Here is a 22,016-nt window from a genome sequence, read left to right on the forward strand (position 1 = left end):
TCCCGGAACCGCCTTAGAAGGAGCCGACCATGGCTGATATCTCCATCTCCCACCTTGTTAAGACCTATCCCGGCGGCGCGGACCGCGCCACCGACGATGTCTCCCTGGCCATCAAGGACGGCGATTTCACCGTCCTGCTGGGCCCATCGGGCTGTGGAAAAACCACGCTGCTGCGGATGCTGGCCGGCCTGGAGTATCCCGACTCAGGTTCCATCTCGGTCGGTGGCCGCGATGTCACTTATCTGCCGCCGAACAAGCGCAACATGTCCATGGTCTTCCAGTCCTACGCCGTGTTCCCGCACCGCAAGGTCCGGTACAACATCGGCTTCGGACTGCAGATGGCCAAAGTCAACTCCAAGGAAATCGAAAGAAAGGTCCAGTGGGCCGCCGACCTGCTCCAGCTCACCCCTTATCTTGACCGGCTTCCTGCCCAGCTCTCGGGCGGCCAGCGCCAGCGCGTCGCCGTGGCCCGGGCCATCGTGATGGACGCCGACGTGCTCCTCATGGACGAGCCCCTCTCCAACCTGGACGCCCTCCTCCGACTGACCTTCCGGTCCGAACTGAAAAAGATCGTCAAGGACCTCGGAACCACCACCGTGTACGTCACCCACGACCAGAGCGAGGCCCTGTCCTTGGGCGACCAGGTTGCCGTGATGCGCAAGGGCCGCATCGCCCAACTCGGGGATCCCCTGGACGTCTACGACGCCCCGGCCGACAAATTCGTCGGCGGGTTCATCGGCTCCCCGCCCATGAACTTCATCAGCGCCGCAGTCACCGACTCCGGGGACGCACTGCGCGTCGGCGACCAGAACCTGCACGCACCCTCGATGCTGCGCTCCTTCGCCAACGAGGACATCGTCCTTGGCGTCCGCGCCGAAAACATCGGAGTCGCCACCGACCGGTCCTCCGGCGATATCCCGGCCACCGTGCTGGTCGTCGAACCGATGGGCTCCTCGGTGCTCCTGACGGTCGACGTCGACGGCCAAAGCATCAAGGTCCAGGCCCCTCCGACCTTCCGCACATCACCGCACCAGACGATCTGGCTCACCTTTTCCCCGAACACCATGCGCTTCTACGACGGCGCAACGTCAATGGCACTGGAGGCCAAATGAACACCGAAACCCGCATCGGCGCCGAAGAACTGCGCCAATCCGCAATTGATGTCCTGAAACTGAACGATCTGGGCACCATGACCAGCGCCGCACCCAACCTCTACCCGCACATGTGGAGCTGGGACGCAGCCTTCGTCGCCATCGGACTTGCCCGCTACGACGTGCCCCGCGCCATCACCGAGCTCCGCACCCTGCTGGCCGCCCAATGGTCCACCGGAATGATCCCGCACATCGTCTTCAGCGAAAACTCCGCCGGCTACTTCCCCGGGTTCGACCGCTGGGGCACGGAAACCGCAGCCGCCCGCCCCCAGGGGATCATGAGCAGCGGCATCTGCCAGCCCCCGGTCCACGCCATCGCGCTCCGCCACATCGTGGACCGCGGCCGGGAAAACGGCGGAACAGACCAGGAAGCGGCCGAATCCTTCCTGGCCGAATCCTTCGACGGATGGCTGGCCTGGCACCGCTGGCTGGCCGAAGTCCGGGACCCGGACGGGGTGGGCCTGATTGAGATCCACCACGGCTGGGAATCAGGATTCGACAACTCCCCCCGATGGGACGGCCCCTACTCCCGGATCAATCCCGGGCCGGTCGAGCCCTTCACCCGGCGGGACACCCTCCACGTCGCAGACGCCAGCGAACGCCCCGACGACACCGAATACACCAAATACCTGTGGCTGGTTCAGCAGATGGCTTCGGTGGACTTCGATGACCGGGCGGTCCAGGACATCATTGACTTCCGGGTCCGGGACGTCTTCTTCTCCGGCATCATGGCCGCGTCCTCCGCAGTCCTCGCCGATCTCGCCGATGAGATCGGCCGCGCCGAGGACGCTTCGGAGCTGCGTGGCTACGCCCGTCGGTTCCGCAACGGCGTCGCAGCCAGCGTCGACCCGGGAACCGGGCTGGCCCGCGACTACGATGTCCTGGCCGGGGAATGGATCTCCACCCAAACGGTGTCCGGCTTCGCACCCCTGATCGCCGGCGGGGACCCCGCAGCCCTGGCCGTCCAGCGGAACCTGCTCCTGGGCCCGGACTGGATGGGATACCCGGAGCTGCGGTTCCCGCTGCCTCCCTCCACGTCCCCGGCAAGCGCAGCGTTCCGGCCCAGGACTTATTGGCGCGGGCCCGTCTGGCCGTTCCTGAACCTGCTGCTCGGCTGGGCCGCGAAGCGTGACGGGCAGCGGGAGCTGTTCGAAACGCTCAAGACCGCGTCCCTGCGGCAACTCGCGGACCTGAAATTTGGTGAATACTACGAACCCTTCACGGGCGAGCCGCTGGGCAGCCTGAATCAGGCGTGGACGGCCGCCGCCGCACTGGAATGGATCGGCTCCGAGAGATGACCGTCCTCATCGCCTGCGACAAGTTTAAGGGCTCCCGCACGGCCGCCGAGGTCTGTGACAGCCTCAGGGCCGGGCTGCTGCGGGATCGGCCGGGGCTGGACGTTGTCTCGGTCGCCGTTGCTGACGGCGGCGACGGGACAGTCGCCGCCGTCTCGGCGGCCGGCTACGACGAAATCAAAGCCAGGGTCAGCGGTCCCACCGGAGTTCCACTGGCCGCGGTGTTCGCTCTGGACCGTCCCGGTCGGACCGCAGTCGTGGAAATGGCGCAGGCATCGGGGCTAGAGCAGCTGCCCGGCGGCGGCCTGGCCCCATTGACAGCCAGCAGCTACGGCACCGGCGAACTTGTCCTGGCCGCCCTCAATGAGGGCGCGAGGACGATCATCCTCGCCGTCGGAGGCAGTGCCTGCACCGACGGCGGGGCCGGATTCCTACAGGCCCTGGGGGCCTCGCTCCGTTCCGCGGACGGCACCGAACTGCCGCCCGGCGGCGGGGCACTGAACGGACTCACCGACATTGACCTGTCATCACTTGATCCGCGGCTGGCCGACTGCCGCTTCGTCCTGGCGTCCGATGTGGACAACGTCCTTCTGGGACCGCACGGCGCGGCAGCCGTCTACGGCCCGCAGAAGGGAGCCAGCGCAGCCGATGTCGCTCTGCTGGACGAGGGTCTCTCACGCTTGGCCGGGATGCTGGACCGGACCCCGGGCATACCTCCGGGCACCGGGCTCCGGCCCGGGGCCGGCGCCGCCGGCGGCCTCGGCTACGCCGCGATGGCGGTCCTCTCCGCGGAGCAACGCCCCGGGGTCGAGGTTGTTATGGGGATTGTCGGATTTCACGACGTGCTCAGCGGCTCACACCCCGCGACCTCGTCATCACAGGTGAGGGAGCCCTCGATGGGCAGACGCTGAGCGGCAAAGCGGCAGCCGGGGTGGCCCTGGCCGCCCGGGCCGCCGGCGTACCGGCGATCGCCGTCTGCGGACAACGCAAACTCACACCCGGACAGCTCGCGGGCATCGGCATCACCCAGGCCTACGCCCTGACCGACCTCAGGCCGGATCTCCGCGCCTGCATCGAAGAAGCAGCGGACATCCTGCAAACCACCACAACCCGGATCGCAAAGGAATGGCTGTGACCGACACACACCAAGGGACCATCATCGGGCTCGACATCGGCGGCACCAAGACCCGCGGCATCAGGATCCTTCACGGCGCCGTCACCGATGACCGGACAACGGGCAGCACCAACGTCCAAAACGTCCCGGTAGAGGAAGCGGGCCGCCGGCTCGGGGAACTCCTCTCCACCCTGGGCGCGGCCAACGCCGGTGCCGTTATCGTCGGGGCCGGCGGTATCGACACCGACGCCGACGCCGAGCACCTCCGCCGTCTCATTGCCCCCCATGCGCCCCGTGCTGACGTGTTCGTCATCCACGACACCAGGCTGATCCTCGCAGCAGGCGGCACGGACACCGGGATCGCCATCATTTCAGGAACCGGCTCGGCGGTCTGGGGCATCAACGAAACCGGGCAGACCGGACGCGCGGGCGGCTGGGGATACCTGCTCGGCGATGAAGGCAGCGGCTACTGGTTCGGCCGGGAAGCGGTACGGCACAGCCTGGACCGTGCGAACCGCGGCTTGGGCATCGATCCGCTCACCCGCGGGCTGCTCGATTACTGTGGTCTCCTCGCCCCGGAAGAACTGATCAGCCTCTTCCACGGCACCCCCGGGCGCCACTACTGGGCCGATGCCTCCCGTCTGGTCTTCGACGCCGCCTGCGCCGGCCACGGCTCCAGCCTCGCAATCATCGACGCCGGGGCCCGCCACCTGGCAGAACAGGCAGCCATCGTGGCCGCCCGGATCGGCAGCGCCGGTCCCGTAGTGCTCGGCGGTGGCCTGGTGACCAACCAACCTGCCTTCCAGCAGAGCATCACCCACCACTTGAAACGCAGCGGCCTCACCGACATCCACGTCCTGGCACAGGAACCCGTCTACGGAGTTCTGCATCTCGCCCAGGACAAGGCACCAGCCTAACCGTTACCGCAGTCCCGTGCCGCCGAGCCGCAAAGCAAGCAAGGGGCCAGCGGAACAGTAGCGGGACTGCGGGTAGGATGGTCAGCCGGACAGGAGAATCAATGACAATCGAACGGGTACCCACCAGGCTAACCGGCGCGACCTCCCACGGCCATCTCCTGGACCTGATCCGCACAACCGGAGGCATGACCCGCCAGCAGCTCCTTGCCAGCACCGGAATGTCCAGGGCCACCCTTTATGAGCGGCTGGAAGCGCTGCTGCGCCGGAACCTGATCTACGAGGCCGAGAGCATGGAAGCGACCGGAGGGCGCCGCTCCCGGAAGATCCGCTTCGAGGACCGTGGACGCGTCGTGCTCGCCATCGCGCTGGGCCAGACCCACGCGACCGTCACCGTATCCGACATCAACGGCCGTCAGCTCAGATCCCGCACCGTGCAGCACCGCATTAACGCCCCCGCACCCGCAGTCCTTCAGCCGCTGATCCGGATCGGAACCGAGCTGCTCGGGACCGGCACCGGGGAAACCCTGACCGGCATCGGCGTCAGCGTTCCGGCTCCCGTGGACGCAGGAACCGGACATGTCGCCCACGCGACCACGATCCCCGAGTGGGAACCGGATGCAGTCCTAACCTCTGTCTCCAGCCAGTGGCAGGTTCCCATCGTGGTCGAAAATGACGCCCGCGCCGGCGCCCTGGGCGAATGCACCACCGACAGCGAAACCACCGTCTACGTGAAGGTCGCCACCGGCATCGGCTGCGGAATCGTCGTCGACGGGACCATTCTTCGCGGCTCTCACGGCGCCGCCGGCGACATCGGCCACATCCACGTCGCCACCGACGGTCCGCTGTGCCGGTGCGGACGCCGTGGCTGCCTCGCCACCTTCAGCTCCGGCAGCTCGCTCATCGACCGGCTCAGCAGCCAGGGCCTCACAAGCCTGGACGAAATTGCCCGCGCGGCCGAACAAGGCCATCCCGACGTCAAAGCACAGCTGCTCTCCGCAGCGGACGTTCTCGGCGGTGCCCTGGCAGCGACCGTCACAACAGTCAACCCCAACAGGCTCGTGCTCGGCGGCAGAATCGGTACCATCCCATACTTCGCAGAGCACGTCCGCTCCCGAGTGCTCCAAGACGTGGTCGAACGTATCGCAGAAGGCCTTGTGGTAATCGCTGGGGCAACCGGCGATCACGCCGCAATAGATGGACTCACCCAGCTCGTGACGCGGAAAGTCTTCGCACCCGACGCCATCGACACCCTAATTATCGACTACGCGCTCAACTAGCGCGGAGCAACAAGCCAGCCAGGATCCTAGACATCGCCGCCTTGCTGCCCGCAGTCTAGCGTTACAAAATAGGCCACCTCGTCCACTTCCGCCGATATGTGCGCGACATTCACGGATTTGCAGCGAAGAACGACCGGATCACACAGATGACCGGCACGGTCCCTGCGCTGAGCACTGTCACGTTGGTGACCTCGGGCTGCTCCGACGGAACGGACCCAAGCCCAGCGCCCCTTCTGACCAACCAGAGACGTCACCGCGACGGCTTTCACGGACTACCCTCACAACAAATATCCCCGCCCCGCTCTGGGGCGTTCGTCTTGTCGTCCGATCGCGACGGCCAGGGCCAGCAGGCTTTCGCGCGTGTCGGCGGGATCTCGTTCATCGTCACGCCCACCGTAGCCGGCACTGCCAAGTTGAGCGCGTGGTTCTGGCGGGGGGACTGCCCCCGGTTTTGTTGACTCCTTGAGTCAACAAAAGCCGGGGCAGTCCCGGTCATGCAATCGACCGATCGCTTTCGCGCCGACTCTAAGATGGGTCGCTACAGCCTGGGCGCGCCAGCCGGCCTCAAACAACGCCCCGGTGAAATAGCACAGGAGCCCCTCGCCGTACAACGAGGGGCTCCTGTGTCATGTGCAAGTGGTTGTCAGGGCTTCAGGACAGCAGCCATGCTCGAGACTCTAGCACCGGGGCCTTCGTCAATGTGACGGTCAGATTGCTAAAACCTTGAAGCCTAACTCCCTCAGCAAGCGACCGTCCGGGCATCACACCACCCGCCTCAAGCAAGACCCTACGCCCGGTACGCCGGCTCATATCGATCCGAGACACGGCATCGGTGATGAAATCACCCGTGCATCCCGGCCCAAAAAACCTGCAAAAGATCAGGCCTTGAATGAATTGAATATCCTGCCATGCCACCACCCATCCGCTAAGTGTTGCAATCACCGCAAGAACCCAAGGATCCTTCACCGGGCACGATTAGGCTTGCAGCGAGGCATGCCGCTGGCCGGCTCGGGCCGCCATTCGTGGCCAGGTGTGCGGACACGGGCCTGGTCCCAGGTGGATTAGGCCTTTCCTGGAAGGTGGGCTCTGCTCTGGGGTCGCCGATCGGTCGTCACGGCCTAAGGTGGCCCGGTCGTTTGTGTCGCGTCGACGAGGTAGATCTCCGCCCCGCCCCCGGCGTAGACCGAGATTGAGACCAGATGGTCGCCGGGCGCAAGGTACGCGCCGAATTGACCGGAGAACGTCGCCGCCTGTCCCGGACCGAGCGAGACGGCCGGGTAGGGGTCCCAGCGGATAACTGCGGTCCTGCCCGTGGAGCCGAAGTCGCCCGTTCGGTTCACGACTTCAAGGCTCTGGGACCCCGCCACCGTTTGGCATCGAGGGGTTGGTATGTCGGGGTTGATGACCACGACGGCGACGGACCCGACGGCACGGTCGCAGACCCCAGCGGTGATCTTGCTGCTGAAAGCTGGGATCAGGCCATGGGCGTTGGGCTGCACGGTGATGGTAGCGCTTTCCGATGGCACCGGCGGATAGAAAGTCGATGCGGACGGCGCCGAGCTCAGGCTGGGTCCCGGAGCGGGCAGGTTCGGCGGGCTGGCGCAGGCAGCGAGGGTGACGGCGCACACGGCAGCAAAGGCCGCTGGCTTTGAGCATGAGATTGACGACACAAAGCACCTCCGAGAGGCCCAATTATTGTCGCCCTCCTGCCGCCGCCGCAAGCGCCCTGGCCGCTGCCGTGCAGGCCTCGCCATGCAGGCCCTTCGCCTATCCGCGAATGTGTTTTGGCCAAGCGACCTGATGGGTCACCGTGTCACGCGCTATTGTTCGGTGAGGGATCCCCTTGAGGTCTGCCCCGTGCCTCAAATAGCGCCGGGAAAACGCCACCACTTATCGCCGAAAGTCAAAGACTTCTCAGGCGCAGATCTTGAGGAAGGTCGTGGCGCCGGGCCGTTCATGGAAGGTCACCGTGTGGCCTAGATCGTCATGGAAGACGGCCCTTTGGCCGGTCACGGTGATGGTGCCAGATTGGTAGGGGTTGCCCCAGCCTGCAGGGGGATTGCCGTTACCGTCGTCGAGTGGCTGGTCGGCGACGAAGAAGGTGTCCTGTACCCTCGCCTCGTAGATGCCACAGTGCGTGAAGAGAGCGAAAGGGACACTCAAGCCTGCGGTGGCGGTCGGACTGAAGGGCCCGTTGTTGATTCATCGAAGCTGCCGGTTACGCGGGTTCTTGCCCAAGACCTGGGCGGGGAGCATACTGGCGGTGCCAGCGGCATATCCCTCGAGGAGGGCATGATGAATGCGGACGCACTGCCGGGCGGGAGGACCACCCATGCCAGGGCTCTCCGGGGGCCTCGGGTCGCCGTCGTCCTTTCCGCGCTGATTTCCTTGGCATTGATCGCGGTGAACATCCGGGCGTCCATTGGCAGACCGGACATGTTAAATGTCGAGGTTCCGTGGCTGGGTCTGGCCGAGGCAGGCATTCTTCTCCTTGCCGTGTGGCCCGCTTGGAGGGGTCGGCTCTGGGCCGTCTCAGCCCAGACGGTGGTGCTCATCTTCGTGGTCTTCCATTCTTACTGGCGGCTGGCCACCAGCCACTGGATGAGCGGTGGGGAGGGATTTGCCAAAGGCAACGCAGCCGTCTGGAACACCGGATTCGGTGAAGCCTACCTCGTCGTCATGATGCCCTATCTCGTCGTGATTCTCTCCGAGGCCGCCTTCGTCATTCGCCAACTCAGTGTGTCACGTGGGCGGAGTGGCCCGCGGATACGAGCACCGCGGCGACTGCCGCAACCGCCAGCAACGTAACAGTCCCACACGGCGGCACTCTGCCAAAACCAGCCGCGCGGGACCGTGGGTGTCGTCGTGGTATGAGCGCGGTACCACAAGTGCGTGGCAGGCGAAGCTGCCGAGGCGGCTTTCAGGGCTCGTTGCCCGGCGGGCAGTTCAGTAGGGACAGAGCGTACTCCCCGCGACGCTGGCAAGCGCAGTTTGGCAAGGGGCAGTTGCGCAGCGTCACGGTCTTTCTAGGCCTTGGCACCGAGGAATGCGGCAGCATCGTCGAGATGGTGGTCTCCGGCAATGACGTCACGGTTAGATCGGACGCCGGTACAGCTAACGGGCAGCGCGCGGGTCGGCGTCGAGATGTTGTCAGGCATCGAACGTGGTCCGCTCGAGTCGCCCTCGCTGGCGCGCCGTGTTGCATCACACCAGTACGAAACTGTCAAAATGTTGCTAAGGCAGGCACTGAGGTTGCACAACATGATGGGATGACTACCCGAATGGCCAGTGTCAGTGCAGAACAGCTCCGCGAGCTGTCCGAACGTTGGAAGAACTTCGATGTCGAGCAGGAGCGGGCGCTTAAAGAGATGAAAAGCGCCAATGCAGCCGACGAGGAGACGATCCGGGATCTGCATGCACGCATCGCCCGCCGCGAAGAAGAGTTCAAAGAAGAATGGACTGACCTGCGAAGCCAGATCCGCGAGGACCGGGACGCCGCGATCAAGAACCTCGTGAAAGAAGGCACCCGGCAGGCCGAGGTCATGCGCATCATGGGGAATTCGAACAGCCAGCTCCTGAGCCGGCTGTACAAAGAGGCCATGCTCGAACTTCACGAGGAACAGGCAAGTGCGACACCTGCGACCGCCGCAAAAGTGGCCCTCAGCCACGGAAGCCCGCTTGACCGCCTTCGTGAAGAGCGTGAGCGGCAGGGCCTGACACAGCTTGAATTGGCTACGAAGATGGGCGTCTCGATGTCGGTGCTGAACAAGATCGAGCGCGGCTCCAAGGGTGAGGTGAAGCTGTCAACGCTGGAGCGCATGGCAAGCGCCCTCGGTGTGCGACTTGCGTTGGACGTCCTGCCGGATTTCTAAGCCCGGCCGGGACTCAGCGAGGCGGTTCTCTTGGTGTCCTTCTCCGGTGATGGGCGGGGTGTCATCTTTGGGTTTGCGGGGGTGGGACGCGCAGGCTGCCGTACCGCTCCATTCGGTGCCACCGAAGATGCACTCCGGCCAACGCCGTGACAACCGACTGGATGACGACGAGATACATGAGTTGACGATAAACGAATTGCTGGAGCGGCAGGGTCCACAGTGGTCCGAACCGCTCCTTGTCGAGCCGGAAAGCGTAGGCAGCCATGAGGAATTGGACTAGAAGGAACGCGAGCCAGAGCAAGGCAATCCGGACCGGGTCAAGGAAGATCAGCCCGTAGATGGCAAACACATCGACTATCGGCGCAAACAGCGGCAAGAGCACCTGCAGCACAAGCAGGTAGCCGAGTCCGCGGCGGCCGAGCTTCCCTGCCTGCCCGCCTTGGAAAACCGCGCCGCGGTGCTTCCACATGGCTTGGAGCGTGCCGTAGCACCAGCGGTATCGCTGCTTCCAGAGCGCGCCAAGGCTTGCGGGCGCCTCCGTCCAGGCTCTCGCATTGTCCTGATAAACCACGCGCCAACCGTCGCGGCACAACGACATCGTCAGGTCGGTGTCCTCCGCGAGGGTGTCGTCGCTGACGCCGCCTACCCGCAAGAGCGCGTCGCGTCGGAAAGCGCCGATGGCGCCGGGCACGGTCGGCATGCACTCAGCGATGTCGAACAGCCGACGGTCGAGGTTGAACCCAACCACGTACTCGACGTGCTGCCATGCCCCGAGGAGGCCGCCCCGGGTCGCGATCTTTGTGTTCCCCGAGATGGCGCCGATCCGAGGATCGGCGAATGGCTGAATGAGCGCGCGGACGGTGTCCGGCTCGAACACCGTGTCGCCGTCGACCATCACCACGATTTCGTGGGAAGCCAGCCCGAGGCCAGCGTTGAGGGCCGAGGGCTTCCCGCCGTTCTCTTTCCGGACCACGCGCACGTTCGGCAATCCGAGGGCCTCGGCGAGGTCCGCGGTCCCGTCCGTCGAGCCGTCGTCGACAACGATGATCTCGACGGGGTGGTTCGATGCCGCAATAGACCGCACAGCAGCCTCGATTCCGGCCGACTCGTTGTAGGCGGGGACGATAACCGTGACAGGTTCCGTCACTTCCGGACGAATGGGTGCGGTGCCGCGGCGGCCGGGCGTCTGGGCGCGCCGGGCGGCGCGGCGATGGCGCGCCGCGAACCCGGTCACAAGGACGGCACGGATGAAAGTCACGACGCCGGCGACGACAAGCGCCCAGGAGATCGCCGTGACAACCCAATCGCTCAGCCGCAGTCCCCAAACGAACGCGGCACCGCTCAATTGCTCGGCCATGGTTGCGTCCCGCATGCTCGCGATGCCCACCGCCTCACCCACGGTCGTGACGCGGAATCCCTGGCCGGCAAAGCTCGTTAGGCTCGCGTCGAGGGCGGCGACGCTCTGCTCGCGGTCTCCCCCGCCGTCGTGCATCAGCAACACTTGGCCCTGGGGGCCGGACGGCGTGAGATTCTTCTCGATCGTCGCGACTCCTGGTCTTTGCCAGTCTTCGCTGTCCTTCGTCGTGAGCACCGTGAGGTAGCCCTGGTTCGCGGCGGCCTGCATAGCGGTCCACGTGCCGTTCGTGACGGCATCGTTCTCGGAGCTGTACGGCGGGCGCATGAGCGTGGCGGCTCGGCCGGTGATGCCGGCGATCACTTCCTGGTCGCCTTGCACTTCAAGCTGCTGACGCCACGCGGGCGCGCTCCCGAGGTCGGCGTGGGTCAGCGTATGCACGCCGACCTCGTCGCCGTCGGCGATCATGCGCTCCACGAGTTCGGGGTGGTCAAGCACGGCGGAACCGACCACGAAGAAAGTTGCGTGGACGTGGTGCGTCTCGAGAACGTCGAGGATCTTCGGCGTCCACTCGGGGTCAGGACCGTCGTCGAACGTGAGCGCGAGGGTGCGATCCGGAGGGCCGACAGTGCGGACGGTACCTCCGCGGGAATCCACCAAGGGTCCGCCGTGGGTCACCGCATCCGGGACGGCGCTGGCGGAGCCGCCCGCAGGAACAGAGTCGTTTCCGATTCCGGCGAGGTGGTGCAAGTATCCCTGCACGGTAAGGGCAACACCGATCGCAATCAGGACAGCTGTCATGACGACCCAGTGCGCCGTCACCCGGGCAGGAACGACGTCTTGTCCATGCTTTCGGCGTGGCAAACTCATGGGTGCGCTGGTGCGGACGGCCGGACTGTCCTTCCAGGCGCCGCCCCGCTCTTGCCCGCAGATGACTGCACGGTGGTCGGTGCGATCGTAGCAACCGGGGCGGCAGGTCCCGCCACGGTGGCGCCGCCGACAGGCGGTGCAACTGTGGCGCCGGGGACCGGGGCCGCCGGTGCGGGCAACACGGTTCGCGCCAGAGGCCCGGCCGCCGCGGAGTCACCGGACCCCGGCCCGGACCCCTGGGAAGCCGGCACGGGCGGGGATGCGGGCGGGTCACCCGCGGAGGGAACGACCCGGGCCTCCGGGACGGCCGGGCTGACGGGGAACGGAAGATACGGCGCCGCAATGTTGGGGCCGCCGACAACCGCGACGAGCAGAAGGGAAAGATATCCTGCCACGACGGCCAACGCCCCGATGCCAAGGACTTTGAGACGCCGCAGGCGCCGGCCGGAGGCATCGACAAAAACCGGCCTGCCCGGAACCGGGTAACTGTGTACATCGGGTGTTTCGTTAAAAGCCGCCATCGGGCACCAATCTTAGCGGATTGAGCCCTTCCCTACCTTGCCCTCACATCGAATCGACAGGATATGTGCCGTAATGTCCGACCGCGCTCCCGTGACACCTTGCGCTGCGCCATGCCGAGACGGCCGCCAAGAAAAGACGGCGAGACTTTAACGAGGTGGACGTGCTGAGGACCAACGACGAATCGCGGACACCAGCAATCAAATCCTTCCGTCTGCGGGCGCAGTTGGATTAAAACGGGCCAGGATAGGCAGAGGGCTGAGGCTGTCCGCAGACGGCCCAGCCCTCGAACCGCCCCCTACCAGCCCGCCGGTGGCGGAGGTGGAACAACTGCAGGTCGATCGGAGCAGGTTGCCGTGTTTTGCCATCCGTTGTTCCCACCTTGGTCGGTGACCTGGAACTCGGAGGTGCCAGATAACGGTGATGGTGGTTTCGCCGGCCATGACGTGGACCTTCCTTAGGATGTGGTTGAGGGTGGTGGCCTCGGTCTCAGGAGTGTCTTTCTCCGCGTCGTACGAAGGGGCTGCCGGATCCGGTTCCACGAGGTAGGGATGGATGAGCGGGACGTTGTGGTTCTGGAAGGGTTCGCTTCCTCCCCGAACCAGTCACGGTCCGGTCGAAGCGGCGGGCGGTGAGAGCAAACCGTTCCTGCCCGGTGTGTTCATCAGGCCGCCTTGTGGTGCAGGGCTGCCTGCACCAATTTGTCGCGGCACAGACCGGCCCAGTGGTCAGTGGGAGCCAAATTGTAGGAAGGCTTCAGCTCTTCGACGTGGAGCTCTTCGACGTCGAAGGCGGCCGTCAAGTCGGCAGTCGATTTCGAAACAACGTAGCGTCCGCACATCGCTTCATCATGCCGCAGGCCCCCATTGGTGTCAGGACACACATGCGTGTGAATGCTTGTCGGCCAGTGCTGCCGGATGGACCCTTGAACCGTGGAAGCATCAGATCCTTTACCCCCTGGCCGGTACAGCGGAAGCGGTGCAGCTGTTGCGGCCGACTTATGGGCGGCAGCAAACGTAAGGATGCTGTGTACTGCTCGGCCAAGTGCCGAGACCAGGTGTACCGCCACCGCCGTCGCACCGCCGCCGTGAACCTTGCTGAGTTGGAACGGCTTCTCTCCGTGGGCGAGGATGGCGCGCCGCGGTGCGCCGAATGCGGCCAGATATTCCCGCCGGACGTGCGCCGGGTACCCCGGTCCGATCGCCGCTATTGTTCAGGCGCTTGCCGGACACGCGCATGGCGAGCCCGCAAAGCGTCGGCACAAGCCATCACAAAATCGACAGTTGTGACAACTCGCGCCGACGGCTAAACAGGTTTCCTAAGAATTGGTACTGATCACGATCATGCGGCCACCTCCTTGCACCTGCGCTCCGGCAGCTGCCAGGGCTTCTTCATGGGTCCCGGCCGTGTCGGTGACATGGCTGAATGAGCCGCCCGACGCTTCGATAGTGCCGGTAACTTCCACCGCAACAGACCGAGGCTGGGTCGTCTCGGAGGCGCGCCGCCACCTGAAGCCATTGGGGGGACCGGAGGTCGCTACGATCCTTCGGCCTTCAGTCGAGACAACTTCAGAGCGCACACTCCCCCGTTTCGGGGGTCTCGACGAGACGCGAGGCGGGCAGTCGGCGACGTCGATGACGTTGGCGATTCATGGAGTGCAGGAAGCAGGGATCAGGCGGCGCAGCAGGAGAGTTTGGAGACATCCGTGGTGTAGGACTGGGCAGCGATCTTGATGCCTTCGGCCATGGTCAGGTAGGGGCTCCACAGGTTTGCTACCTGTTCGACGGTCATTCCCGCTTCCAGAATGTAGACCCCGGCTGCGGCGAGGTCACCGGCGTCCTTCGCGACGGCTGTGATGCCCAGGATCCGTCCGGTGTCGGCGTCTGCGACGATTTTGATGAGGCCGCGGGTGTCACGGTTCACGAGTGCTCTGGGCACGTACTTCAGGGGCAGGACCCGGCACTCGCACCGGATGCCGGCCTCGTTCGCTTCCTTGTCTGTCATCCCAACGGCGGCCAGGGCCGGGCTGGTGAACGCGACCCGGGGCAGGTGCCGGTAGTCGACCTCTCGGCCGGCCTGGGTGAAGGCGTTCTCCACCATCAGGGAACCGTGCGCGGCGGCGGCGTAGACGAATTGGCGGTGACCGGTCACGTCCCCGGCGGCCCAGATGCGTTTGTTCGAGCTGGTCAGTTGGCTGTTGACCAGGATCTCGCCGCGGTCCCCGGTCTTGACGCCGACCGCTGCCAGGTTCAGGTCTTCCGTGACTGGGCGGCGTCCGGTGGCGACGAGCACCTTCGCGGCACGGAATTCCTCCTGCCGGCCGGAGATGGTCGCATTCGCAACAATCCCTCCGGTGGCCGGGTCCGTGCGCACAGACGACAAGGTAGCGCTGCGGATTACGCGGATGCCCTCGTCGGCGAAGACATCCATCAAGGCGCGGGAGGCGTCGGGTTCTTCGGTGGAGGCCAGGCGGGAGCGGAGCAGCATGGTCACCTTGGAGCCGAGGCGGGCGAAGAGCTGGGCCTGTTCCAGGGCCACGTATCCGCCGCCGATGACCAGTAAGGAGTCGGGGACCTCTTCGAGTTCCATCGCTGTGCTGGAGGTCAGGTATTCCGTGTCCTGCAGGCCCTCGATCGGGGGCACCCACGGGACGGAGCCGGTGGCCACCAGGTAATGCGCGGCCCTCACGGATTCCCGGACCCCGTCCTCTGCGGTGATTTCCAGGACGGGATCGTCCGGGGTTCCGGCGAAGATGGCATTGCCGTGGCTCAGTTCCCACCCGTAGTCCGAGATCAGGTCTGCGTATTTCTCCGAACGCATGGTTTCTACGAGGGAACGCTTCCCGCCGTTCAGCGCTGCCATGTCTACCGGCCCGGTTGAAGTGCTGATGCCGGGGAACCGGCCTGCTGCGTCCAGGGCGCCATGCCTGGCTTCTGCCGCGGCGAGGAGCGCCTTGGACGGCACGCAGCCGGTGTTCACGCAGGTCCCGCCGAGGGTGGAACGCTCGATCATCAGGACACGTTTGCCCAGGTTGCTCGCCCTGATCGCGGCGGCGAACGCGCCGCCGCCGGAGCCGATCACGGCCAGATCAAAATCCAGTGTTGGTTCAGACATGAAATCCTCCAAAGTCGTACAGCACCGCCGGCTGGGAACGCCGAGTCCTCACCGTAGTCTAGGCACGCCGGTCACTGCAGGCGTTCCCGGTTCCTTATCTCCCCGGAGCGCGGCAGACTTGCACCGGAGACCTACAGGACCATCACAAGGAGAATCCATGAGTACCGCAATCTCGGTCGTCGTCTTTGATGTCAATGAAACCCTGTCGGATATGTCGCCCATGGGGGAACGCTTCAGCGAGGTCGGGGCGCCGGCTGAACTGGCCAAACTCTGGTTCGCCGTCCTGTTGCGTGACGGCTTCGCACTGGCGGCCAGCGGAGACAACGGATCGTTCGCGGCCCTTGGCGCCGGCGCACTCCGGGGACTTCTTACCGGAAGGAAGCTGAACCGCCCTCTTGATGCGGCGGTCGACCATATCATGGGCGGTCTGGCCGGCCTAGGCGTACATTCCGATGTCCCCGAGGGGATCAGGGCCCTCGCCGCTGCAGGGTTCACGCTGATCACCCTGAGTAACGGCTCGGCCAGGATCGCCGAGCAGTTGTTCAGCGAGGCCGGGGTCCGTGACGTATTTGAGTCGCTGCTTTCGGTCGAAGACGCCCCCGCATGGAAGCCTGCCCGAGCCTCCTATGAATATGCCGCCGCCGCTTCGGGGGTCGATCCAACCGGCATGCTGCTGGTCGCCGTTCATCCATGGGATATCCACGGCGCCGCCCGTGCCGGGCTCCGGACGGCGTGGCTGAACAGGACAGGGGCTAGCTACCCGGGCTACTTTGAGGCTCCTGAATTCACAGTTACCGCCCTGACCGACCTTCCCGCGGCCGTGGCAGCAGCGCACTGACGACGACAGTGGCCGCTGGCTGCTGGTTTGAGAGATGAGACCCGGTGGGGTGGAAGCGTGCCGATGCTCCCTTCCACCTTCCACGGGCCTAGCCCGTAAGTTCCGGGACTGCGGGAAGGTGCAGTTACATGTCGGCATAGTGGTTGAAGTAGTTGATGTAAAGGTTGGCCGCGATGTGGGCGAACGGTAGCGGAGGGCGTCATCCAAGGCCGCGTCTGACATGCGGAGTCCCCTCCATGAGGTCTCGGCGACTGGCGCGCCGCTCCGTTACAGGTGACGTGTGCAAGTCTTGACGTGTACCCGGACGATCCCCTTGGCAGGCACGTCGCTAGTATGGACAAACCCCAAACTATGAACCCCTATTGAAATGAGGAATTCCTATGAGGTACCGGCGTCTTGGAAGGACTGAGCTGACCGTTTCCACGATAGGGGTCGGAACGTGGCAATTCGGCGGGGAGTGGGGGAAGGACTTCTCTCAGGGCGAGGTTGACGCCATCCTCGGGCGAGCCCATGATCTGGGCATCAACCTGGTCGACACCGCCGAATGCTACGGCGATCATTTGTCCGAGGAATTGGTCGGCAAGGCCATCGCGCGGAATCGTGACAAGTGGGTGGTGGCGACCAAATTCGGTCATCGCTACCACGGCCTGCATGAGCGTACCCAAGAGTGGTCCGCCCAGGAGGTCACGGAGCAGCTCGAGCGCTCGCTGCGCGCCCTCGGAACCGACTACATTGATGTCTATCAGTTCCACTCCGGCGGCGACGAGGTGTTCGATCAGGACGAGCTGTGGGAGGCCCTGCGCGGGCAGGTCCAAGCTGGCAAGATCCGGCATCTCGGGATCTCCATCGGCAGCAACGCCAACGTGTACCAGACGGACCGCGCGCTCGAGGTCGGCGCGAGCGTGATCCAACTCGTCTACAGCCGTCTCGACCGCGAGCCCGAGCACGAAGTCCTCGCCTCGTGCGAGCGGCAGGACCTGGGCGTCTTGGCCCGCGAGGCGCTGGCCGGCGGGCTCCTCTCGGGCAAGTACGCCCCGGGAACCCGGTTCACCGATCCGGCCGACACCCGATCACGTCGGCCCGAGGAGCACATTCAGCAGCGTCTAGCCGAGGTTGAGCGCATCCGCCGAGACGATGTTCCGCCGGGCACCAACATGGCCGCTTGGGCCTTGGCCTGGTGCCTGCGGCCGCCTGTCGTCACCGCGGTCATCCCCGGCTCCAAATCCGTCGAACAGCTCGAGTCCAACGCAGCCGCGGCGGACCTCGACCTCGCGCGAGACCTTCGCAAATAGTGACACCACTAGATCGTGACCCCTGTGTCACTACACCCTTCAGGCGCAGAAGAGCCCAGTGATTATTCCGCCCGGATGCAAGGGGACTGGCGGCTCACGCAGTCGGGATACAGGGGGCCCTGAATCCGCTAGTTTCCAGGAGCGCACCTGGCAGTCTTGTATCTTCCGCGACGAAAGCCATCGGAATCCCGACAGAAAAGCGTGCAGGGGTCCGCGGGCGATTCGGGATCCACGGGTGGGGATGCCGGCTCCAATGATCCGCCGGCCCCGTGGACGAACAGGACGCCAGGTAGTCCACGACGGCGGTGTTAAACCTGCCGGCCCCGTGGAAATGATCAGGATTCGAAGGAAGAGTTTGTCGAAGTCAACGTGGGTCTGACGTTTTGTGTTGTCTTAGGGTTGTGGGCGACGAAACCAATCGGCTGAAAGTCCGAAGCGGTACACACCTGCCCGTCCTCGGTCAGCCTGCACGGCGGATCTGGATCTGCCCTTCGCTTGTTCGTACTTCATAAGCAGGCTGCGGGCGGGTGGCCGGCCCGCGGACGATTGAGCCGTCAGCGAGTCTGAAGGTGCTGCCGTGCCACGGACAGGTGACGCATCCGTTCTCGATTGTTCCCTCTTCCAAGGGCCCACCCATGTGGCTGCAGAGAGCATCGATGGCCTCGATGGTGTCTCCCGAACGGTGGAGCAGGACGGAGACACCACCGACCTCTACCATCCGGTGGCCGCCGTCGGACAACCCGCTGTGATCGATGATGGAGGTCCATTTACCGGGTCCCGTCCGGTCAGCGGTTTTGTTGACGTTAACGGCGTCGGCATAGATAAGGTGGCCGCCCAGGAATCCGCCGAAGGTGACCAGCCCGAATCCTGCCAGACCAAGGGCTTTCCCCAGGTCTCGGCTCCCGAATCGGCGGGCAAAAACGGACCCCACGTAGAAACAAAGGGCGCTCCCGTTGACCAGCGCGTGGAACATGCCGATGCGTCGTGGCTTGCCTTCTGTGTCGGACCAGTCGTTCAGGCCGGCAGCGGCCGTGGGGATTGCTGCGGCAATGCCAACCGCTACAAGGGCGTCAGCTGCAGGTTCGCTGACCTTTCCTCCGGCCAGGTCCAAGAACGCGGCCATGGTCCACGCCCCAATGGGAATATCGCTCAGAACCGGGTGCAGGGGGTGGCCTATATACGTGCCGCTGAGGAGGTTACGGACCATTCGCGGGCGCACGGATTTTCCGACAACGCCGGCCAGGGAAGAAGCCATACCGTCCAGGAAATTGAACCGCTCAATGGCCTTAACAACAGAATCAAGTGTCATGACAAGTCCTTTACGTCGCATTCCGCCGGTCAGGACCGTCCTCCGCGAACCGGTGAACGAAAGCTTCCCATCAGGGATCAGTTCCGGCAAGAGTCCCCACCAGCTCATATGGGCGTCCGACCAAGCATCAACTTCGATACCAGAGCAGCCGGGCTAACATCAATTCTAAAATGAGTATATACTTTTTTAGAAGGGGTTGCATACGCCGCCCCTGTCCATAAGGAGGTGCGCCGTGCACGAAACCGGCCGTCTGGCGATGGATTCTTCCACTGTTTCTGGTGTGCGGAACCCTGAAACCCTTAGCGTTGCCACGATTTCCAAAGGGGACGGCGAAGCGGCGGTTCGGACCAGGGTCCGGATCCCGCTCCGGTTCACGGACGGATTTTCCGCCGTTGCCGATGTCTTCACGTTTTCGAATCTTGCAGACGGCGGGGAGCACCTGCTGCTGGGTTTGGGAGATTGGGAAGGCTCACTTCGTCGCTGTGAAGCCGGCATCAGCGCACCCCTGGTCCGCCCGCACAGCGAATGTCTCACCGGAGACGTGCTGGGCTCCCAGCGATGCGACTGCGGACCGCAGCTAAAAGAGGCGGTCGAACGGATTTCAGCTGAAGGGGGATTCCTTTTGTATCTGAGGCAGGAAGGCCGGGGCATCGGTCTTTACGCCAAGCTCGATGCCTACGCCCTGCAGGACCAGGGCATGGATACGTACGCGGCGAATGTTGCTCTCGGCCGCGGGGAGGACGAGCGGAACTACCATGTTGCCGCCCAGATGCTGCACGCCGTCGGCGCCGGGACCATCCGGCTCTTGAGTAACAACCCGGACAAGGCCACCCAGCTTACCCGTAATGGCATCACAGTGGCCGAGCAGTTGGCTACCGGGGTGCACCTTTCTGCCGCCAATGCCGGTTACTTGGCAGCCAAGCGTGATCACACCGCCCACACCCTGGACCTCAGCACGGTGCTCTAAGGAATCCTTCCAGGCTCTTTTCTTTTTCGGGAAGTGTGGCACCAACGCCGCGAATACCATTCAGGCAGGAGGCAGTTGGAGGAAGGAAGGCGTCAGCTCCCGCAGCCGGGATCCGTTGCCACCACACCCGGCCCGGCTGGGGGTCCGGGGATAGAATGATCGGGCAGAGTTTTGGAAGGACTTGTCGCAGTGGTCTCCTCTTCATGGTCCGCAAGGACCGCAATTGTTGCGTCGCTGGGCGACCCGACGCGCCGAGCCCTGTTCGATTATTTGCGGCAGGCCGGCAAGCCGGTTGGCCGCGACGAGTTGGCGCATGCGTTGGAGCTGCCTCGGGCTGTGGCCGCGACTCAGCTGGACCGGATGGCCCGGGAGGGCATACTCTCGGTCAGCTTTTCAAAGACGGGACCCGGAGGACCCGGCACGGGGCGTCCCGCCAAGCGATACGCCGCGGTGACAACTGAGGTCCTCGCGTCCGTGCCGGAGCGCAGCTATGAACTTATCGGAGACCTTATCGCGGCGGCGGCGGAGCGCTCCATGGTCAACGAAGAATCCGTGGAGCAGAATGCGCGGGCCGTGGGTCGGGAGCGGGGGTACGAACTCGGGCAGGCACATGGCACCATCGAAGGGGTCCTGGAGGCCACCGGGTATTCTCCTCTCAGCATTGACGATGGCACCATTGAGTTCACCAACTGCCCCTTCCACCGGCTTGCCCTCGACCACCCCATGCTGGTTTGCTGCCTCAGTGGCGCGCTGTTGGAAGGTGCACTGGAAGGGTGCGGAGATGCCACCCGCAGCGTCGAAGCGGTGTCCCCAGGACACGGTGGGAGCCAATGCTGCGCCCGCCTCATCCGCCGCTCTTAATCTGGTATCGGCAGACACGAAAGGAAGCCCCTGGGCGAACACCCTTTCGGTCCAGATTGGTTCTTCCCCGCGGGGGCAGCCCGGTTTCCGGCCTACCGGCGGCACCAGCCTACGAGCCTCCAGCGCCATCCTCACAGCATCAACATGCAAAACGGTACACATCCCCTGGACCGCTGCGGACGTCAAGATTGGCAGAGCCCCAGCGGTATCTAAAGCCGGGACATCATCGGGAAGTCTCGAGTTGAGCGTGGAGCCGACCCGAAGCTAACACTAGGAGCGCCTGGCTCGAACAGCAGCGAGAAGGGTTCCTTGACGCCTAGCTTTCTAAAACCATCAGAGCTAATCTTAGAAATCGGAGTCGTAGCTGTCTTCGCCTCCGGGGTAACGACAAACGGAGGTGAAACATGGACAGCAGAGCAAAAGCCGCAGGGCATGCCATCCATCAACAATTGGTTGCCTACCCGCTCGGGCTGTTGACGATGGCGGTGCTTTTCGATGTGATCGGCCTAATCAGCCGAAACGGGAGCTTCACGGTAGCCGGCTTCTTGATGATTGCCGCGGGCGTCCTGGTAGGTCTGCTTGCGGCGGTTTTCGGGCTGATCGATCTCCTCGCCGTTCCGACGGGGACGCGGGCGAAACGGATCGGTTGGATGCATGGCATCGGGAACGTCGCGATGATCCTCTTGTTCGCTATAAGTTGGCTCCTTCGCGTCTCGGCACAGAACAACACACCCGCAACCTTGGCGTTGATACTGGAGATACTTGCCGCCGTCGTTGCGTTTGGGACAGGCTGGCTCGGTGGCGAGCTGGTTGGCCGGCTGGGCGTAGGCGTAGATGATGACGCCAGTCTTGATGCTGCCGCGAGTTTGACCACCGGCATCTCCTTCAAGCACGCGCAAGGCGCCATCAAAGGACCGCACATCGGCAAAGGACCCGGGCCCTTCGGCACAGGAGCACAGTCCCCCTCATAACCGGCACCGGATCGCGACCCAAGACCTGAACGTATTGCAAGAACGCGTTGTTCTCGCCTAATCCGGCTCTCCCGAAAGTGGTCGCGCAACCCGCGCCACAAACGACGGCCACAAAGGTAACTTTCGGGACGGGCACCTCGTTCGCCTCAGGATTCCATGCCCAGGTACCGGTACACGGAGGCGCGGCGGGCCCGATCAACTTTCCGACATCAGCCGGCTTGAGCCCCCGAGCCTTCAACTCATGCGCCCGCAGCACCTTCTCATGCTCAGCGGTGACCTCCCGTCGCCCTGCCTT

General features: G+C 64.5%; 20 protein-coding genes and 1 pseudogene. 13 read left to right on the top strand and 8 right to left on the bottom strand.

Annotated features, from left to right (window positions below; genetic code table 11):
* Nucleotides 1-29: 29 nt before the first annotated feature.
* From L0B83_RS14680 to L0B83_RS14700, 6 genes are all read left to right on the top strand, one after another.
* Entirely contained in the window at nucleotides 30-1,112 is a 1,083-nt protein-coding gene (locus tag L0B83_RS14680; RefSeq protein WP_234759199.1) for an ABC transporter ATP-binding protein, read from the top strand.
* On the top strand, nucleotides 1,109-2,449 hold the full coding sequence (gene ggh / locus L0B83_RS14685; RefSeq protein ID WP_234759200.1) for a glucosylglycerate hydrolase: 1,341 nt from the start codon (nucleotides 1,109-1,111) through the stop codon (nucleotides 2,447-2,449). The genes L0B83_RS14680 and ggh overlap by 4 nt, the downstream gene beginning before the upstream one ends.
* Entirely contained in the window at nucleotides 2,446-3,357 is a 912-nt protein-coding gene (locus L0B83_RS14690; RefSeq protein WP_268820941.1) for a glycerate kinase, read from the top strand. The genes ggh and L0B83_RS14690 overlap by 4 nt, the downstream gene beginning before the upstream one ends.
* The gene (locus L0B83_RS19780) at nucleotides 3,321-3,581 is read left to right on the top strand and encodes a glycerate kinase (RefSeq protein ID WP_308194000.1); all 261 of its coding nucleotides are present in this window, start codon (nucleotides 3,321-3,323) and stop codon (nucleotides 3,579-3,581) included. The genes L0B83_RS14690 and L0B83_RS19780 overlap by 37 nt, the downstream gene beginning before the upstream one ends.
* Nucleotides 3,572-4,477: an N-acetylglucosamine kinase gene (locus tag L0B83_RS14695; RefSeq protein ID WP_268820942.1), complete on the top strand. Its 906-nt coding sequence runs from the start codon at nucleotides 3,572-3,574 to the stop codon at nucleotides 4,475-4,477. Before L0B83_RS19780 ends, L0B83_RS14695 begins: the two co-directional genes overlap by 10 nt.
* Before the next feature lie 101 nt (nucleotides 4,478-4,578).
* Nucleotides 4,579-5,754: an ROK family protein gene (locus L0B83_RS14700; RefSeq protein WP_234759202.1), complete on the top strand. Its 1,176-nt coding sequence runs from the start codon at nucleotides 4,579-4,581 to the stop codon at nucleotides 5,752-5,754.
* Nucleotides 5,755-6,504: 750 nt separating this feature from the next.
* Here L0B83_RS14700 and L0B83_RS20080 read toward each other — a convergent pair.
* The 3 genes and pseudogenes from L0B83_RS20080 to L0B83_RS14710 form a co-directional block, all read right to left on the bottom strand.
* Nucleotides 6,505-6,676 (bottom strand): annotated as a pseudogene (locus L0B83_RS20080) (IS30 family transposase); the annotation flags it as partial.
* A 196-nt stretch (nucleotides 6,677-6,872) separates the two neighbouring features.
* A complete protein-coding gene (locus L0B83_RS14705; RefSeq protein WP_234759203.1) occupies nucleotides 6,873-7,280 on the bottom strand; it encodes a hypothetical protein in 408 nt (135 codons plus the stop codon).
* Nucleotides 7,281-7,668: 388 nt separating this feature from the next.
* Nucleotides 7,669-7,917, bottom strand: a complete 249-nt coding sequence (locus L0B83_RS14710) for a hypothetical protein (protein WP_234759204.1) — start codon at nucleotides 7,915-7,917, stop codon at nucleotides 7,669-7,671.
* Nucleotides 7,918-8,046: 129 nt separating this feature from the next.
* Here L0B83_RS14710 and L0B83_RS14715 point away from each other — a divergent pair, with 129 nt between their 5' ends.
* Nucleotides 8,047-8,562, top strand: a complete 516-nt coding sequence (locus L0B83_RS14715; RefSeq protein ID WP_234759205.1) for a hypothetical protein — start codon at nucleotides 8,047-8,049, stop codon at nucleotides 8,560-8,562.
* Between the two features lie 461 nt (nucleotides 8,563-9,023).
* Complete coding sequence (locus L0B83_RS14720; RefSeq protein WP_234759206.1) at nucleotides 9,024-9,626, top strand: helix-turn-helix domain-containing protein; 603 nt, start codon at nucleotides 9,024-9,026, stop codon at nucleotides 9,624-9,626.
* Nucleotides 9,627-9,687: 61 nt separating this feature from the next.
* Here the strand turns inward: L0B83_RS14720 and L0B83_RS14725 are convergent, their stop codons facing one another.
* From L0B83_RS14725 to merA, 4 genes are all read right to left on the bottom strand, one after another.
* Entirely contained in the window at nucleotides 9,688-11,850 is a 2,163-nt protein-coding gene (locus tag L0B83_RS14725) for a bifunctional polysaccharide deacetylase/glycosyltransferase family 2 protein (RefSeq protein WP_234759207.1), read from the bottom strand.
* Nucleotides 11,847-12,371 carry a hypothetical protein gene (locus L0B83_RS14730; protein ID WP_234759208.1) on the bottom strand — a complete coding sequence of 175 codons (525 nt, stop codon included), beginning with the start codon at nucleotides 12,369-12,371 and terminating at the stop codon, nucleotides 11,847-11,849. Before L0B83_RS14730 ends, L0B83_RS14725 begins: the two co-directional genes overlap by 4 nt.
* A 662-nt stretch (nucleotides 12,372-13,033) precedes the next feature.
* The gene (locus L0B83_RS14735; RefSeq protein ID WP_234759209.1) at nucleotides 13,034-13,210 is read right to left on the bottom strand and encodes an SOS response-associated peptidase family protein; all 177 of its coding nucleotides are present in this window, start codon (nucleotides 13,208-13,210) and stop codon (nucleotides 13,034-13,036) included.
* Between the two features lie 830 nt (nucleotides 13,211-14,040).
* On the bottom strand, nucleotides 14,041-15,483 hold the full coding sequence (merA, locus tag L0B83_RS14740; protein ID WP_234759210.1) for a mercury(II) reductase: 1,443 nt from the start codon (nucleotides 15,481-15,483) through the stop codon (nucleotides 14,041-14,043).
* 157 nt (nucleotides 15,484-15,640) lie between these two features.
* Between merA and L0B83_RS14745 the strand changes: the two genes are divergently transcribed.
* Complete coding sequence (locus L0B83_RS14745; RefSeq protein ID WP_234759211.1) at nucleotides 15,641-16,321, top strand: haloacid dehalogenase type II; 681 nt, start codon at nucleotides 15,641-15,643, stop codon at nucleotides 16,319-16,321.
* A 380-nt stretch (nucleotides 16,322-16,701) separates the two neighbouring features.
* Entirely contained in the window at nucleotides 16,702-17,613 is a 912-nt protein-coding gene (locus L0B83_RS14750) for an aldo/keto reductase (protein ID WP_234759212.1), read from the top strand.
* A gap of 460 nt (nucleotides 17,614-18,073) precedes the next feature.
* Here L0B83_RS14750 and L0B83_RS14755 read toward each other — a convergent pair whose 3' ends face one another.
* Nucleotides 18,074-18,922: a Rieske (2Fe-2S) protein gene (locus tag L0B83_RS14755; RefSeq protein WP_234759213.1), complete on the bottom strand. Its 849-nt coding sequence runs from the start codon at nucleotides 18,920-18,922 to the stop codon at nucleotides 18,074-18,076.
* Between the two features lie 232 nt (nucleotides 18,923-19,154).
* Here L0B83_RS14755 and L0B83_RS14760 point away from each other — a divergent pair, with 232 nt between their 5' ends.
* The 3 genes from L0B83_RS14760 (at nucleotide 19,155) to L0B83_RS14770 (ending at nucleotide 21,721) form a co-directional block, all read left to right on the top strand.
* The gene (locus tag L0B83_RS14760) at nucleotides 19,155-19,889 is read left to right on the top strand and encodes a GTP cyclohydrolase II (RefSeq protein ID WP_234759214.1); all 735 of its coding nucleotides are present in this window, start codon (nucleotides 19,155-19,157) and stop codon (nucleotides 19,887-19,889) included.
* 171 nt (nucleotides 19,890-20,060) lie between these two features.
* Nucleotides 20,061-20,750 carry a helix-turn-helix transcriptional regulator gene (locus tag L0B83_RS14765; RefSeq protein WP_234759215.1) on the top strand — a complete coding sequence of 230 codons (690 nt, stop codon included), beginning with the start codon at nucleotides 20,061-20,063 and terminating at the stop codon, nucleotides 20,748-20,750.
* Nucleotides 20,751-21,154: 404 nt separating this feature from the next.
* Entirely contained in the window at nucleotides 21,155-21,721 is a 567-nt protein-coding gene (locus L0B83_RS14770; protein WP_234759216.1) for a DUF2231 domain-containing protein, read from the top strand.
* Nucleotides 21,722-22,016 lie beyond the last annotated feature (295 nt).

The organism is Arthrobacter alkaliphilus, from assembly GCF_021483235.1.
GTDB classification, from domain to species: domain Bacteria; phylum Actinomycetota; class Actinomycetes; order Actinomycetales; family Micrococcaceae; genus Arthrobacter; species Arthrobacter alkaliphilus.